General features: G+C 59.4%; 16 protein-coding genes. 8 read left to right on the top strand and 8 right to left on the bottom strand.

The annotated features are described in order from the left end of the window. Nucleotides 1-93 precede the first annotated feature (93 nt). Nucleotides 94-360, top strand: coding sequence for a type II toxin-antitoxin system Phd/YefM family antitoxin (locus ACYZT6_RS20035; protein ID WP_462028335.1), 267 nt, complete (start codon nt 94-96; stop codon nt 358-360). After that, nucleotides 353-694, top strand: coding sequence for a type II toxin-antitoxin system RelE/ParE family toxin (locus ACYZT6_RS20030; RefSeq protein WP_462028334.1), 342 nt, complete (start codon nt 353-355; stop codon nt 692-694). Before ACYZT6_RS20035 ends, ACYZT6_RS20030 begins: the two co-directional genes overlap by 8 nt. 53 nt (nt 695-747) lie before the next feature. On the opposite strand, the gene ACYZT6_RS20025 is transcribed toward ACYZT6_RS20030, so the two are convergent. Both ACYZT6_RS20025 and ACYZT6_RS20020 read right to left on the bottom strand, forming a co-directional pair. After that, on the bottom strand, nt 748-1,353 hold the full coding sequence (locus ACYZT6_RS20025) for a pyridoxamine 5'-phosphate oxidase family protein (RefSeq protein ID WP_462028333.1): 606 nt from the start codon (nt 1,351-1,353) through the stop codon (nt 748-750). A gap of 7 nt (nt 1,354-1,360) precedes the next feature. After that, nucleotides 1,361-1,846: a GNAT family N-acetyltransferase gene (locus ACYZT6_RS20020; RefSeq protein ID WP_462028332.1), complete on the bottom strand. Its 486-nt coding sequence runs from the start codon at nt 1,844-1,846 to the stop codon at nt 1,361-1,363. 140 nt (nt 1,847-1,986) lie between these two features. On the opposite strand from ACYZT6_RS20020, the gene ACYZT6_RS20015 reads away from it, so the two are divergent. The 3 genes from ACYZT6_RS20015 (at nt 1,987) to ACYZT6_RS20005 (ending at nt 4,183) form a co-directional block, all read left to right on the top strand. Next, nucleotides 1,987-2,412: a YybH family protein gene (locus ACYZT6_RS20015; RefSeq protein WP_462028331.1), complete on the top strand. Its 426-nt coding sequence runs from the start codon at nt 1,987-1,989 to the stop codon at nt 2,410-2,412. An 80-nt stretch (nt 2,413-2,492) separates the two neighbouring features. Then, nucleotides 2,493-2,837 carry a YciI family protein gene (locus ACYZT6_RS20010; protein WP_438662675.1) on the top strand — a complete coding sequence of 115 codons (345 nt, stop codon included), beginning with the start codon at nt 2,493-2,495 and terminating at the stop codon, nt 2,835-2,837. Between the two features lie 110 nt (nt 2,838-2,947). Continuing rightward, nucleotides 2,948-4,183 carry an RNA polymerase sigma factor gene (locus ACYZT6_RS20005; RefSeq protein ID WP_462028330.1) on the top strand — a complete coding sequence of 412 codons (1,236 nt, stop codon included), beginning with the start codon at nt 2,948-2,950 and terminating at the stop codon, nt 4,181-4,183. Between the two features lie 121 nt (nt 4,184-4,304). Here ACYZT6_RS20005 and ACYZT6_RS20000 read toward each other — a convergent pair whose 3' ends face one another. Then, nucleotides 4,305-5,159 (bottom strand): LysR family transcriptional regulator, encoded by an 855-nt coding sequence (locus tag ACYZT6_RS20000; RefSeq protein WP_462028329.1) that lies wholly within the window; start codon nt 5,157-5,159, stop codon nt 4,305-4,307. A gap of 90 nt (nt 5,160-5,249) precedes the next feature. Between ACYZT6_RS20000 and ACYZT6_RS19995 the strand changes: the two genes are divergently transcribed. Further along, nucleotides 5,250-5,687, top strand: a complete 438-nt coding sequence (locus ACYZT6_RS19995) for a multidrug/biocide efflux PACE transporter (RefSeq protein ID WP_462029989.1) — start codon at nt 5,250-5,252, stop codon at nt 5,685-5,687. Nucleotides 5,688-5,796: 109 nt separating this feature from the next. Here the strand turns inward: ACYZT6_RS19995 and ACYZT6_RS19990 are convergent, their stop codons facing one another. After that, nucleotides 5,797-6,555 carry an SDR family NAD(P)-dependent oxidoreductase gene (locus ACYZT6_RS19990; RefSeq protein ID WP_462028328.1) on the bottom strand — a complete coding sequence of 253 codons (759 nt, stop codon included), beginning with the start codon at nt 6,553-6,555 and terminating at the stop codon, nt 5,797-5,799. Nucleotides 6,556-6,676: 121 nt separating this feature from the next. Between ACYZT6_RS19990 and ACYZT6_RS19985 the strand changes: the two genes are divergently transcribed. Next, nucleotides 6,677-7,573 (top strand): LysR family transcriptional regulator, encoded by an 897-nt coding sequence (locus tag ACYZT6_RS19985; RefSeq protein WP_462028327.1) that lies wholly within the window; start codon nt 6,677-6,679, stop codon nt 7,571-7,573. Nucleotides 7,574-7,688: 115 nt separating this feature from the next. Here ACYZT6_RS19985 and ACYZT6_RS19980 read toward each other — a convergent pair whose 3' ends face one another. The 4 genes from ACYZT6_RS19980 to ACYZT6_RS19965 all read right to left on the bottom strand — a co-directional run bounded on the left by ACYZT6_RS19980 (nt 7,689) and on the right by ACYZT6_RS19965 (nt 12,426). Further along, nucleotides 7,689-8,411, bottom strand: a complete 723-nt coding sequence (locus ACYZT6_RS19980; RefSeq protein ID WP_046031989.1) for a TylF/MycF/NovP-related O-methyltransferase — start codon at nt 8,409-8,411, stop codon at nt 7,689-7,691. Then, nucleotides 8,408-9,274 carry a hypothetical protein gene (locus tag ACYZT6_RS19975; protein ID WP_462028326.1) on the bottom strand — a complete coding sequence of 289 codons (867 nt, stop codon included), beginning with the start codon at nt 9,272-9,274 and terminating at the stop codon, nt 8,408-8,410. Before ACYZT6_RS19975 ends, ACYZT6_RS19980 begins: the two co-directional genes overlap by 4 nt. A gap of 292 nt (nt 9,275-9,566) precedes the next feature. Further along, nucleotides 9,567-11,183, bottom strand: a complete 1,617-nt coding sequence (locus ACYZT6_RS19970) for an inorganic phosphate transporter (RefSeq protein WP_462028325.1) — start codon at nt 11,181-11,183, stop codon at nt 9,567-9,569. A gap of 220 nt (nt 11,184-11,403) precedes the next feature. Beyond that, nucleotides 11,404-12,426, bottom strand: a complete 1,023-nt coding sequence (locus ACYZT6_RS19965) for a transporter (RefSeq protein ID WP_461976044.1) — start codon at nt 12,424-12,426, stop codon at nt 11,404-11,406. Nucleotides 12,427-12,859: 433 nt separating this feature from the next. On the opposite strand from ACYZT6_RS19965, the gene ACYZT6_RS19960 reads away from it, so the two are divergent. Further along, entirely contained in the window at nt 12,860-14,482 is a 1,623-nt protein-coding gene (locus ACYZT6_RS19960) for a methyl-accepting chemotaxis protein (protein ID WP_462028324.1), read from the top strand. Nucleotides 14,483-14,775 lie beyond the last annotated feature (293 nt).

Genomic DNA, 14,775 nt, shown 5'->3' with positions numbered 1-14,775 from the left:
GCAAATGATCGCTTGAGATAAGTTTTTTAATAGCCTAAATTCAGACCTTGTGAGTTGGCCAGCCTGTCCGGATGGCGAGCAGAGGAACGAATGATGCGAGTTGAAACAATCAGTTTTGTCAAAAAAAATGCGGCAGCGCTGGATCTCTCCGAGCCAATGCTCGTGACCCAAAATGGTGTCCCGGCGTATGTGATCGAGTCCTATGAGGAGCGTAAACGCCGGGACGAGGCGATCGCGCTGATCAAGCTGCTGTCGTTCTCCTCCCGCGACAAGGAACAGGGAAAGCTGATCTCTGGTGAGACTTTGCTGGCTAAACTGGCGAAGCGGCGTGAACCTTCACAAGAAGATAACGATGCCTGAGGTCTTCAGGGTAGAGTTTGCGACTGCTGCGGAGCATGGGGTTATTTCGCTGGAGCATTATCTGACGCAGCAATGCGGTCGCAAGAAAGCGGCAGAGATCGTAGATCAACTGGTGATGCAGATTGTTACGGCTTTGGGCTCTCAGGCCCACGTTTATGGTGTTTGCCAGGAAGCCGCGTCCCTTGGTGTGACTCATTTTCGTGAGTACTTGCCCATGGGGCAGCGGGTTTTGTATGAGGTGTACCCGAGTGAGAGCCTTGTCGTAGTCGCTTTGGTTATCGGCCAGCGTCAAAGTATCGAGAAACAGTTGCTCGACTATTGCCTACTTCTCTGACGGCTATTCAAATTCCCAAAGGGTTGCCTCATGGCAACCCTTTCATTTATTGATCAGTAGAGACTGTCACGCACTCGGGCCGGCGCTTCCCGGTCATACGTTTCGGCATCGAACTGCCCATCATTCAACCGCTTGTGAAATGCCCCGGCCGTTGGCAGCGCCGAGCGATCCAGATGCTTCTCCGGATTCCGCAAATCCGAACGGACAATCGCTTTCGAGCAATGGAAGTACGCCGCTTCCACCGTCACCAGCATCACCGTGCGCGCCGGTTTGCCGTTCACCGCAAAGCTTTCCAGCAACGCCGGTTCCGCACTTATTTGCGCTGTGCCGTTGACCCGTAACGTCTCGCCGATCCCGGGAATGATGAACAGCAGCGACACCCGCGAATCGAGCACCACGTTGCGCAGCGTGTCGATGCGGTTGTTGCCTGGACGATCAGGGATCGCCAGGGTCTTCGGGCCAATGATCCGCACAAAACCCGGCGCATCACCCCGGGGCGAACCGTCCATGCCGTCGGGGCCGACCGAGCTGATGATCACCAGCGGCGAGGCGCGGACCATCGCCTGATAGTCCTCGTTCAGAAAGGCAATTTGCTTGCGCACCGCACGGTCGTGGGGTTGGCCATAGATCGCTTCCAGTGCTTCGATGCTGTCGAGCATAACCACCTCAGAAAATCAGACTCATGCGCCGTTCATAACCGATCCGGCCCCGGTACGCCTCGCCGCTGTCGACCCAGCCGAATTTCGCATAGAGCGCGATAGCCGCCGCGTTGTCCGCATCCACCGAGAGCTCCAGCGCCTTGATCTCCGGAAACGCCTGCCGGGCCACTTCGGGCAAAGCTTGCAGGCAGGCTTTTCCATACCCCTTGCCTTGAGCGCGGTGATCGACTTGCAACGCATGCAAGGTCGCGCTGTGTTCGTCGGCCCACGCCGGCAACACGGGCGGGCGTTTCAGCAGCAAGAAGGCCACGGGAACCTCCTCGACCAGCAGCGCAAATCCCTGGACGCCGGGGCCGGGTTTGGACAGCAAGGTGTGCAACGCACCGTGGATGTCGCCGGAGAATTTGATCTGTTCTTTATGAACTTCGATGGCCTCGATCTGCTGGCGCTGGCGCGCGTTCAGGTTTTCGTAAGGCACGAGTCGGGCTGTCACTGGAGTGTCCTTTTTCCAACAAAATATGGTTCGGATTCTAACGAGTTTGCGTTCATGGATTATTTTTATTTCGCCTGTCGATTTGGCTGTTCGCCAGACGACTAAAGGTGTCTTCACAACAAAAACCACGGAGAACCACCATGATCGCTACAACTGAAATCCAGACCCTGATCGACAATTATCGCCAGGCGGTAATCGCCAAGGATGTCGACAAACTCATGTCCTTTTACGGCGACGACATCGTCTCTTACGACGCGGTCAAGGCCCTGCAATTCCGGGGCAAGGCGGCTTACCGCGCACATTGGGAGGAGTGCATGGAAATGTGCCAGGGCGCGCACAAGTTCGACTTCGACCACATGAACATCGTCGCGGACGAGCACATCGCCTTCGCCCACTGGCTGGCCCATTGCGGCGGCACCAACGAGCAAGGTGAAACCCAGGCCTGCTGGATGCGTGTGACCGCCTGCTATCGGCGCGACGCGGGGCAATGGCGCATCGTTCACGAACACTGGTCGGCCCCGTTCGACATGACGAGCGGCACGGCGCTGTTCAACCTTGAACCCTGATCATCGGGTGCTTCGTCGGGAATGTCGCGAAGGCGCCCATCTGCAGCCATAGTTGATCAGTTCGATCCGGGAGAGCCCACATGAAGTACTTATGCCTGGTCTACAGCAACGAACAGGAGTTGCACTCGCAGCCCGACAGTCCCCACGACGCCGAGTGCATGGCCTATGCCGAGTCGATCGAGGGCAGCGGCCGGATGATCGCGGCCGAGGCGCTGGAGTCGGTGCAAACCGCGACCACCGTGCGCATGCGCAACGGCAAGATGTCGATCACCGACGGTCCGTTCGCCGAAACCAAAGAGCAGTTGGCCGGCTTCTACCTGATCGATGCCAAGGACCTCAATGAAGCGATTCAGGTTGCCGGCAATATCCCGGCGGCCCGGGTCGGCAGTGTCGAGGTGCGTCCCGTTCGCCAATTGAATCCCTGAATAACAAGCACAAGACAGGAAATTCCCATGAGTCCACTGCCTTATAAGCAACAGCCTGCCGAATTCGGCGATCGATTGGTGACGCTGGTGACTGAAGGCATGCCGGGCTGATGCCTGACGTGTCGGTCACGGCTCGGGTCGAGCAGGTTTACCGTGAAGACTCAAGGCGGATTCTGGCGACGCTGATCCGCTTGCTCGGCGATTTCGACCTCGCCGAAGAGGCCTTGCACGAGGCGTTTTTCGTCGCGGTCGAGCGGTGGCAGCGTGACGGCGTGCCGGACAATCCACGCACCTGGCTGGTGTCCACCGGGCGCTTCAAAGCCATCGATGTGTTGCGTCGGCGCGCGCGTTTTGCGGCGTCCAGGCCAATATTGATTGCTCAACTGGAGGAGCTGGAACAGGCCGACTGGAGTGATGAAGACGTGGAAGATGATCGCTTGCGGCTGATCTTCACTTGTTGTCACCCGGCCCTCGCGTCGGACGCCCAAGTGCCGTTGACCCTGCGAGAAGTGTGCGACCTGACCACGGAGGAAATTGCCCGCGCCTTTCTCTCGGCGCCAGCAACCATCGCCCAGCGAATCGTGCGCGCCAAAGCGAAAATCCGTGACGCCAAAATCCCTTATCAAGTGCCGACGCTGGCGGAACTGCCCGAGCGTCTGGACAGTGTGCTCAGGGTCATTTACCTGGTGTTCAACGAAGGCTACTCGGCGTCAGTCGGTGCAGAACTGACCCGCGAAGACCTGACGCGCGAAGCCATTCGGCTCGGGCGATTGTTGATGGAGTTGCTGCCGGAATCGGAAGTGATGGGGCTGCTCGCGTTGATGCTGTTGCATGAATCACGACGCCCGGCCCGGACGTCGGCGAGCGGTGTGCTGATTTTACTGGACGAACAGGATCGCTCGTTGTGGGATGCCGGGATGATCGCCGAAGGTTGCGCGCTGGTGGAAGCGGCGCTGACCACTGGCCGGTTCGGGCCTTATTGCCTGCAAGCAGCAATTGCGGCGGTGCATGCCGAAGCACCCACGGCGGGGGAGACGGACTGGCAACAGATTGTGGGTTTGTATGACGTGTTGTTGGCGGCGGTGCCTTCGCCGGTCATTGAGTTGAACCGTGCGGCGGCGATCTCCAGGCGGGATGGACCGTTAGCGGGGTTGGTGCTGGTGGAAGGGATTCTGGAGCGAGGGGATTTGCTGGATTACCACTTGGCGCATTCGGCGCGGGCGGATTTTTGTCGGCAGTTGGGGCGGGTTGAGGAGGCGCGGGCGGCGTATGAGCGGGCGCTGGAGTTGACGCAGCAAATGCCGGAGCGGCGGTTTATTGAGGCGCGGATCAAGGCTTTGAAGTGATGTGAGCTGGCGGGCCCCATCGCGAGCAGGCTCACTCCCACAGTGGATCGCGGCGATCACACAATTTGTGGACGCCACCAATCCCTGTAGGAGCGAGGCTTGCCCGCGAATGGCCGCACCGCTATTCCAGCATTTTACTGAGCAACCAACTCCCTGCCGGCCCCGGCGGATGCGGCCGTGACCACAAGGCGTCGACAAACACCGGTTTCGGCCAGCCGCGCACGTTCAGCTCAACCAGCGTCCCCGCCCCGAACCGCCCCACCAGCCACCGCGGCAACGGCGCCCAGCCAAACCCACCCTGGGCCATTTCCAGCAGCATCAAATAACTAGGCGCCGACCAGACACGTCCCTTCGCACGGCTCTCGTACGGATTGACGATCGTCGCCAGGCGCAACTCCCGATGCAGTTGCAACACGTCTTGATCGATGTGGTCCAGCGTCGCCAACGGATGTTCACGGGACACGAACAGGGCAATCTCCGTCCGTTCCTCCACGGTCGAACTGACCAGATCCGGCGGGTAACTGTCCTGCTTTTCAGCGAAGGCTACATGCGCCCGACCGCTCTGCACCAATGCCACCAGGTCATCGCATTCAGCGATCAGGCATTCGAGTTCGAGGTCTGGATAACGCTGCTCGAAAGCACTCAGCGCCGCTTCGAAACGGTCGGACTGATACGTGTCGGAAATCGCCACCGTCAGCTTCGGCTCAACCCCTTGGGACAGTTGGCTGGCGGTCATTTCCAGGCGGCTGGTAGCGGCGAGAATTTCCTCGGCCCGTTGCAGCATCACATGCCCGGCCGGGGTCAGGCTCGGCTTGCGGCTGCTGCGGTCGAAGAGGGTCAGGTTCAGATCGATTTCAAGGCTCGCCACCGCGGCACTGATGGTCGACTGACTGCGCCCCAGTTTGCGCGCCGCCGCGGAAAACGAGCCTTGCGTCGCCGCCTGCACAAATGCCTGCAACACTTCCTGAGAAGCCATGAACTATCGCCTTGATCGATGGTTATTGGTTATGAAGTATCGGTGCGAGGCGTGATCATGGCAACCACAGTCACTCAGGGAACCCTGATCATGAACGCCAACAAATCCATCACTGAACGTATTTTCCAGGCCATCGGTTTCGAAGTGTTGGCCATCCTGATCTGTACGCCGCTACTGGCGTGGATCATGGACAAACCGATGCTCGAAATGGGCGCTGTCACCGTTGTGATTGCGGCGCTTGCTCTGGGCTGGAACGTGGTCTTCAACGGCCTGTTCGATCGCTTGCTCAAACGCTTCGCCATCGTGCACAACGCTTGGGTGCGTGTGATCCATGCGCTGCTGTTCGAAGGCGGATTGGTCGCGATGGGTGTGCCGCTGATTGCGTGGTGGCTGAACGTCAGCCTGTGGCAGGCGTTCCTGCTGGACATCGGCGTGTTGCTGTTTTTCCTGCCGTACACCTACGTTTATCACTGGGTGTATGACGTGGTGCGGGAGCGAGTCCTGATGCGCCAGGCTGTCTCGGGATAAACGCAAAAGATCGCAGCCTCGTTTCACTCGACAGCTGCTACATGGACGCATTCCAATGTAGGAGCTGTCGAGTGAAACGAGGCTGCGATCTCTTGATCTTGATGGTGTATTACAAAAACATCCCGCCGGACGCCTCGACACGCTGGCCGTTGATCCACTGGCTACCCGGTGCCAGCAACAACGCAACCGCAGCCCCAATGTCGTCCGGCTGACCGACGCGACCCAACGCGGTATTGCTGGCGACGTAGCTGTTTACGTCGCTGTTATCGCGCACCGTGCCGCCGCCGAAATCGGTTTCGATGGCGCCCGGTGCCAGGGTGTTCACGGAAATACCGCGGGCACCCAGTTCCTTGGCCTGGTAGCGGGTCAGCACTTCCATCGCGCCTTTCATTGCTGCGTAAGCGCCGTAACCCGGCAAGCTGAAGCTGGTCAGTCCGCTGGACACGTTGAGGATGCGCCCACCGTCAGCCATCAACGGCAGCAGGTTCTGGGTGAGGAAGAACGGCCCCTTCAGGTGGATGTTCATCAACAAGTCGAACTGGGCGACGGTGGTGTCGACGAAATTCGCGGTCAGGCCGATGCCGGCGTTGTTGAGCAGGAAGTCGAAGTGTTGGCGATCAAACCGGCTGCGTAATACATCGGCGACTTGCGTGGCGAAATCTTCGAAGCGTTCGCTTTGGCTCACGTCGAGTTGCAGCATCACCGCCCGAGCGCCGAGGCTTTCGATTTCTGCGACCAGTGCCTGCGCTTCATCGGCCTTGCTGTTGTAGGTGCCGATAATGTCGACGCCTTGAGCGGCCAGGTGCAGGGCTGCGTTTTTGCCGAGGCCGCGGCTGGCGCCAGTGATCAGTGCGATTTTACGGTTCATGGGACTTCCTCAAGGGTGGTAGGTAACGGTGTGGAGGAAGTTTATTTATCCGGCCCAGGGTGATAAACAGACTAAAACTGGAATCACTGGTCGGACAAACCGAACAATTGAGAGGCGGCCCATGAACAAACTGGAACTGCTGCGTTCCTTCGTGCGTGTCAGTGAGATGTCGAGTTTTACCCTGGCGGGCGAAAGTCTGGGGGTGCCCAGGTCGACCGTCTCGGAACACGTTCAGGCGTTGGAAGCCTTATTGGGGACGCGTCTGCTGCAACGCACGACGCGCCGGGTTCAGGCGACGCAGGATGGCCTGGTGCTGTACGAGCGCAGCCGGGACTTGTTGTCGCACATGGATGAAATCGAAGGGCTGTTTCGTCAGGACGCGGCCTCGCTCACCGGGCGCATTCGCTTTGACATGCCGAACTTTCTGGGACGGCAAATGGTGCTGCCGCGCTTGCCGGAATTCATGGCGCTGCACCCCAATCTGGAACTGGAAATCAGCACCACGGATCGCCGGGTTGATTTGCAGCGGGAAGGCTTTGATTGTGTGGTGCGGGTCGGTGCGCAGCCGGATCAGTCAGTGGTCGCGCGTCACGTGTGCGATTTTGCGATGGTCAATTGCGCCAGTCCCGCCTACTTGCAGCGCTATGGCATGCCGGAAAGCCTTGAGGATCTGACACAGCATCGAATGGTCCATTACGTCGGCGTACTGGGTTCGCGCTCGGAGGGGTTTGTGTACGAGGTGGACGGGGCAGAGCATCGATTACCGATGGCGGGCAGCGTCACGGTGAACAGCACCGACGCTTATGAAGCGGCGTGTCTTGGGGGATTCGGTCTGATTCAGGCGCCGGTCAAGGGCATGCAATCGCATTTGGATAGCGGTGATCTGGTGGCGGTGTTGCCGCAGTTCAGCGCGCCATCGATGGAGGTCTCGCTGCTCTACGCCCGGCAACGGCATTTGCCGCTGCGGGTGCGAGCGTTTATGGACTGGCTGGCCAATGTCATCCAGTCCACAACATAACCGCCCCCTGTAGGAGCGAGGCTTGCCCGCGAAGAACGATAATGCGGTCATTCGGTTAGACCGCGTTATCGTTCTTCGCGGGCAAGCCTCGCTCCTACAGAGGGCGGGTTATGCATTAGACGTGGAAATAGCCTACGCAGCTATCAAACGGCAGGCGTTTGAGTTCGATCTTGTTCAGGTCGAGCACTTCACGCAGGGCTTTGGTTTCGCCAGGGAAGTTGCGGTAAGCCACTTCGTCCAGGACCACGATCGCGCCTTTTGGCATGTACGGCAGGAAGGTTTCCAGCGCGACTTTGGTCGATTCGTACAGGTCGGTGTCGAGGATCAGCATGGCCACGACCAGGTCCGGACGGGTCTTGACCCATTCAGGTACGGTTTTGACGATGTCACCTTTGACCAGCTCGCAACGCGGGATGCGGTTGACCGGGCGCAGCAGGTCGTTGGCGTCGATCATGTCCTGGATCAGCGACTGGTCGGTGTCGGAGAACATGGTCTCGTTGACGTCGGCCGGGTCTTCTTTCTTATCAATGCTCTGGAAGCCTTCGAACGTGTCGAAGCCAACGATCGAACGGTTGATCGCGTACGGCTCGAGAATCATCGACAAGTGCATGTACAGCATCAGCGAGTTGCCCTTGTACACGCCGCACTCGATGATCGCGCCCGGTACTTCAGCGACTTTCTTGAACAGTTCCATACGCGACAGCGCAGCGGTGACGCCGATGCGGTTGGCGAAGACGAACGGCGCGTCGGCCACGTACTCGGCATCGACCCGTTTCAGAACGTTGGCACGGGTTTCGTTGTACTGGGCCTCGGCAGGCGTGATGCGACGCTTGGTCATTGCTGGATTCCTTGGAAATTCGAGAAGTCGTGGGCGTGGAAATAGTCTTTGAAACCGGCGCCGACGTCAGGGCAGGCGCTGTCGACGTTGATCGCGCCGCGCTTGTGCTTGAGGTCGTCGAGGTGCATCAGGCGGAAGTCCACGCTGAAGCGGGTTTGATTGGTGTGGTTGGCGACCGTGCCGTGCAGGTGCGAACCGGAGAAGATCAGCATCTCACCGGTGTTGCCGGCGATGCGCACTTCAGACGCGGTATTGATCGCTTCCATCGGCACCGGGTGCACACGGACTTCCTCTTTGAGGTTGTCCTTGGCCTTGTGCCGCTGGTTGCTGATCCAGTCGTTGAGGCTCCATTCGCTGGAGGTGTTCTTCACCGGCACGTCGAAGTAACCGGCGTTGATCATCATGGTCTGGTCGGGGCGGATGGTGTGCACCGGCATCCAGGTGTTGATCTGGCAATCGACGCTGCCATACCACGTGTCGCGATGCGGTTTGTAGGCATAGCTGACACCGGCGTGCAGGTAGTCATAGTTCGGCACCACGCGAATGCGCGGCACGTCGAAGATGTACTCGCGCGGGTCGACGCCGATCTCGTCGATAAACGACAGGATCAGGTCCTTGGCGCGCTGGCTGTTGGTGAACTGGCCCTTGAGGCGCGTCACCAGAACCACGAATTCTTCCACCGGCATCAGCGTGTGCAGCGCCTGGTGATTGGTCTCGCCGTCGAAGGCGGCGGTGATGCTTTCCTGGGCGAACGCACACAGCTCTTTGGCCGCGCGCAGTTGAGTGTTCAGGAAGATGTCGCCGGCGTAGATGGCTTCTTTGAAGTCAGCTTTGTGTTGAAGCTGATTGATGTACAGATTCACGATTCCACTCCTGAATGCATCGAGTCTCTTAAGAGTCGGCCACACGTTAGCAAACTGAAGTGCAATCCGGCGGGTGGTGGATCAATAAAAACGCAAACGCCTGAATTTGCGACGAAATGCGTTCTACAGGCGATAAAAAACCCTGTAGCAGCTGGCGAAGCCTGCGTCCGGCTGCGCAGCAGTCGTAAAACCATGACACGCGGTACATCAGACAAACCGCGTGTGTCGGATTTACGACTGCTGCGCAGCCGGACGCAGGCTTCGCCAGCTGCTACAGGGTTATGTGTTGCGGCTAGAAGATTTGGGTAAACAGCCAGTACAGGCTGCCCGACAACAGAATCGCCGCCGGCAAGGTCAGCACCCAGGCCATCAGCAGGTTGCGGATGGTCTTCATCTGCAAGCCGCCACCGTTGGCGACCATGCTCCCGGCCACACCCGAGGACAGCACGTGAGTGGTCGACACCGGCAATCCGAACATGTCGGCCGCGCCGATGGTCAGCATGGCCACGGTTTCCGCCGAGGCGCCTTGGGCATAGGTCAGGTGGGTCTTGCCGATCTTCTCGCCGACCGTCACCACGATGCGCTTCCAGCCGACCATAGTGCCCAGCCCGAGCGCAATCGCCACGGCGATCTTCACCCACAGTGGGATGAAACGCGTCGAGTTGTCGATCTGTTGCTTGAACAGTTGCAGTTTGCCGGTGGTGTCGGCATCGAAGTTACCGACCTTGTTCTTGTCCATCAGGCGAATGGTTTCGCTGGTCAGGTACATGTCGTTACGCACGTTGCCCACGGCCTCGGCCGGCACTTTGGACAGCGAACCGTAACCCTTGACCTGCGCGCCGATGCTGCCAGTGAGGGCGGCGAGGGCCGGGACCAGTTGCGGTGTGGCTTCCTTGCTGCGCACGAATTCTGAGAGCACCGGACGCGGATCGGCCGGGGCCGGCATCGGTGCGGCTTTCACCAGCGCTTGCTGGGTGACTTCGGCGACGGCGGCGAATTGCAGCGCCTGGTCGGCCGGCATGGTGCGGTTCAGCGCATAGGCCATCGGCAGCGTGCCGACCAGAATCAACATGATCAGGCCCATGCCTTTCTGGCCGTCGTTGGAACCGTGGGCGAACGAGACGCCGGTGCAGGTCACAATCAACATGCCGCGAATCCACCACGGTGGCGGCGTATTGCCGACCGGTGCCTTGTACAGCGCGCGATTCTTGACGAACGCACGCAGGGCCAGCAGCAACAGCGCGGCAAAGCCGAAGCCGACCAGCGGCGACAACAGCAATGCGTAACCGATCTTGGTCGCCTGCGCCCAGTCCACGCCGCTGGTGCCGTCATGGCCGTGCATCAGGGCATTGGCCACGCCGACGCCGATGATCGAACCGATCAAGGTGTGCGACGACGAGGCCGGCAAACCCAGCCACCAGGTGCCCAGGTTCCACAGGATCGCCGCGATCAACAGGGCGAAGATCATCGCGAAACCGGCGGAGGACCCGACTTGCAGAATCAGCTCCACCGGCAGCAGGGCGATGATGCCGAACGCCACCGCGCCACTCGACAGCAGCACCCCCAGGAAGTTGAAGAACCCGGACCAGGCCACCGCGAAATTCGGCGGCAGCGAGTTGGTGTAAATCACCGTGGCCACGGCGTTGGCGGTGTCGTGGAAACCGTTGACGAACTCAAAGCCCAGGGCGATCAGCAATGCGACACCCAACAGCAGAAACGGCGTCCAGGTGGTGACCACCGTGCCGAGTTCGCTCATGTCGTGCATCAAGCTGTAAGCGGTAAACAACAGCCCGCTGGCCAACACCCCGAAAAACACCACGAGGGTGAACAGGCTGGGTTTTTTATCGAGCTGCGGTCTGGCGCTACTGGCGGGAGCCTGCGTTTCGGCGGTGTAGGAAGGCGTAGCCATGACGGACAATCCTGAGGAGGGAAGGAGTGTTCGTCATGATCGTTGCAGAATGTTACAGAGAGGCTGCCCTGCGTCAGGGTTTGGGTTATTTGCTAATCCGTTAATCAGAATCCACCACGGTCCCTGTAGGAGCGAGGCTTGCCCGCGAAGGCGGTATATCAGGTAAAACGCCTTCGCGGGCAAGCCTCGCTCCTACAAGTGAAGTGCGCGATTTTAAAGATTAATAATCCTGGCGCTTACGAAACGCCCAACGCCCCGCAATCACGGTAAACGTCGCGACCAGCGCCACCAGAATCCAGAACCCCTCCGGATCCCCCGAAAGCGGCACCCCGCCCACGTTCATGCCAAAGAAACCGGCAATGATGTTGATCGGCAGCGCCAGTACCGTCACCACGGTCAGGGTGAACAGCGTGCGGTTGCTCTGCTCATTCAGGTTGGCCGCAATCTCTTCTTGCAGCAGCTTGATCCGCTCGCCCAGCGCCGTGAGGTCGTTGATGATCAGCGCAAACTCCTCGGTGGACTTGCGCAGCTCCTTCACGTCCTCCTTCTGCAACCATTGCGGCGGCCGGTTGAGCAATCGCAATAACGACCCCGGCTCCAGCGCCAACAAGCGTTGCAGGCGCACCAGCACCCGGCGATTGGCACCCAATTCAGCACGGTTGGTCGACAGCCGAGAGGACAGCAACTCATCTTCGATCTGATCGACACTGAGGCTGGTCTTGCGCACGATCTGGGTCAGCACTTCGCCCTGATCGCGCAGCAAATGCACCAGCAACTCCAGCGGTGAACGAAAGCACTCGCCGGCCTTCACCGACGAGCGCAGCTTGTCCACCGAGTGCAGCGGTTGCAGGCGCGCGCTGATGATCAGTCGACTGCGGGCACACACCCACAACGTCGACACATCGGACGACACCATGCTGCTGAGGTTGAACACCACGTCGTTGACCACCGCCAGCAATGCCGAATCGACATGCTCGATGCGCGTGGATCGTGAACCTTCGTGCAGGGCTTCGAAAAATTCGTCTGGCAATTCCAGATGGCTTTTCATCCAGCGCTCACACGCGGCATGCGCGAGGTTCAGGTGCAGCCACAGAAATTCGTCACTCTCGTCCGGCTGTTGCAGGCATTGCAACGCCTTGGCCGAATCAATCTCCCGACCACGCTCGCCGGGGCGAAAACTGAAACCGTAGAGCAGACCGAAGAGGTCCGGGTCGCGATGGCTTTGGTCGATGCTGTGGTTCATGAGGGCTCGCAAGGGGACGCTATCGCTCCATGTAGCAGCTGTCGAGCCCAAGCGAGGCTGCGTTCGGCTGCGCAGCAGTCGTGAAACCTGAGTGCGCGGTCTTCCTGAAATACCGCATCGTCTGATTTCACGACTGCTGCGCAGCCGAACGCAGCCTCGCGGGCTCGGCAGCTGCTACAGGTCAGGGTTACGGCTGGGTTCACTTGAGCCGCATCATCGCAAGGAGTTTTGACAGTTTTGTGACAGGGCGATGAAGGCTAAATAGTGGCACTACCGACGGTCGGAAAAGATTCAAGAACCGCTCTAGCACGCCGATCTTGCTTACGTTAAGTTGCGCGGCCCTGACCATTGGTCAAGGTCACCGACAGGGATGTCCGGACACCTTTCACGCTGTGTTTGCTGCGTGTCTCACCCCTGTCATGAGTATCACTCGATGCTGCAAAAATCCCTGAGAGCACAAATCCTCGCCTTGTTGAGCGGCAGCCTGTTGGCGATGCTGTTAATCGCCCTGGCCTGCTTTCACTTTCTGTCCGGCGGCGTTCAGAGCTACGCGAATCTGATCGAAGGCCCGTTGCACACCTCGCAGTTGATCGACGAAGCCAACCTGCAATTCAAGGTGCAGGTGCAGGAATGGAAAAACGTCCTGCTGCGGGGCAAGCAACCGGCTGACCTGGGTAAATACTGGAAGCAGTTCGAAGACCGTCAGCGCGATGTGCAGAGCATTCTCGGTGAACTGGCCGGGCAGAAGGGCATCGAGCCGCAACTCAAGACCCGCATCGAACGCCTGCGTGACGAACACCGTCTGCTGGGCGCCGCCTATCAGAAGGGCCGTGATGCCTACGTGGCGGCCGGTGCCGATCCAACGGCTGGCGACATAGCCGTCAAAGGCGTGGACCGTGCAACCAGCGATCAGATGAGCGAACTGGTCAGCGAATTGCGCAAGCAGGGGGCCGAGCAATCGAAGCTGATCAGCGCCGACGCCGATCGCACGGTGTTGCTGGGGATCATTGTGATGCTCGCTTCGGGCCTGTTGATCGGGCTGTTGAGCCTGTGGCTGGTCAACCGCAACCTGGTCGAACCGATCCGCAAACTGATCGAATACGTCGCGCAACTCAGCCAGGGCAAGTTTGCCGAGCGCGTGGCCAGCACCCGTCAAGATGAGCTGGGCAAGTTGGCGATTGCGGCCAACACCTTGCGTGATTTCCTCGCCGAAACCTTCAGCCGTTTGCAGCGCAGCGCCAAGGATCTGGACAGCGCCAGCGGTGAGCTGAATTCGATTGCCGGCCTCATGGCCAGCGGCACCAACGAACAGTTCAACCGCACCGATCAGGTGGCCACGGCGATGAACGAAATGTCTGCCACCGCACAGGAAGTCGCCCGTCACGCCGCCGATGCGGCACGTGCCGCCGACGATGCCGACCAGTCCGCCCAACACGGCGAAAAAGTCATGCAGGGCACCATTCACACCATCACCCAAATGCGTGGCGAAATCGCCAACACCGCCACGGTCATCCGCCAACTGGAAACCGACAGCGGACGGATCGGCAAGGTGCTGGAAGTGATTCGCGGCATCGCCGAACAAACCAACCTGCTGGCGCTCAACGCGGCGATCGAAGCGGCGCGTGCCGGTGAAGCCGGACGCGGTTTTGCCGTGGTGGCCGATGAAGTACGCAGCCTGGCCCAGCGCACGGCGGCTTCGATCATCGAGATCAACCAGATCATCCAGACCGTGCAAACCGGCGCAGTGGACGCGGCGCAGGCGATTGAAAGCGGCCAGTCGCGCAGCGAAGAAAGCGTCGAGCAAGTGACCCAGGCCGGCGCCATGCTGGAGCGGATCACCCTCGCCGTGGAAGCCATTCGCGACATGAACCGCCAGATCGCCACCGCCGCCGAAGAGCAGACCTCGGTGGCCGAGGACATCTCGCGCAACCTCACCGAAATCACCAGCATCGCCAGTACCAACCTGGACAACGTGCAGCGCACTGAAGCGGCCGGCCGTAATTTGCACGGGTTGTCCGGGCAGCTGAATGAAGTCACGGCGCGTTTGAGTGCGTAATGGAAAGGGCTGTGTGCCGGGTCGGTTAACGAGTCGGTACACAGTCGATCTCAAGTGCGGATTGGCCGATGTCGATGATGAGCTTACTCTGCCATTGTCAGTATCACCTCCACATGATCAACCAAAGTCTTTTCGACATTTGATGTCGTTGTAGGCTCAGGTACCACTGATCGGAAACCTGCAGTCGAGGCATCATATTTTGGGGCTACCTGTAATTTCTGACAGTAGATAGTTTTTTTCTCGGAGCGCTAGATAAAGCTCTGGCATGCCTATTCACACTGAATAGGCGTCAG

It is taken from the genome of Pseudomonas sp. RT6P73 (assembly GCF_054897715.1).
Note: the sequence above shows the minus strand (reverse complement) of the source record. Positions and strands in the feature narration are given on the sequence as shown.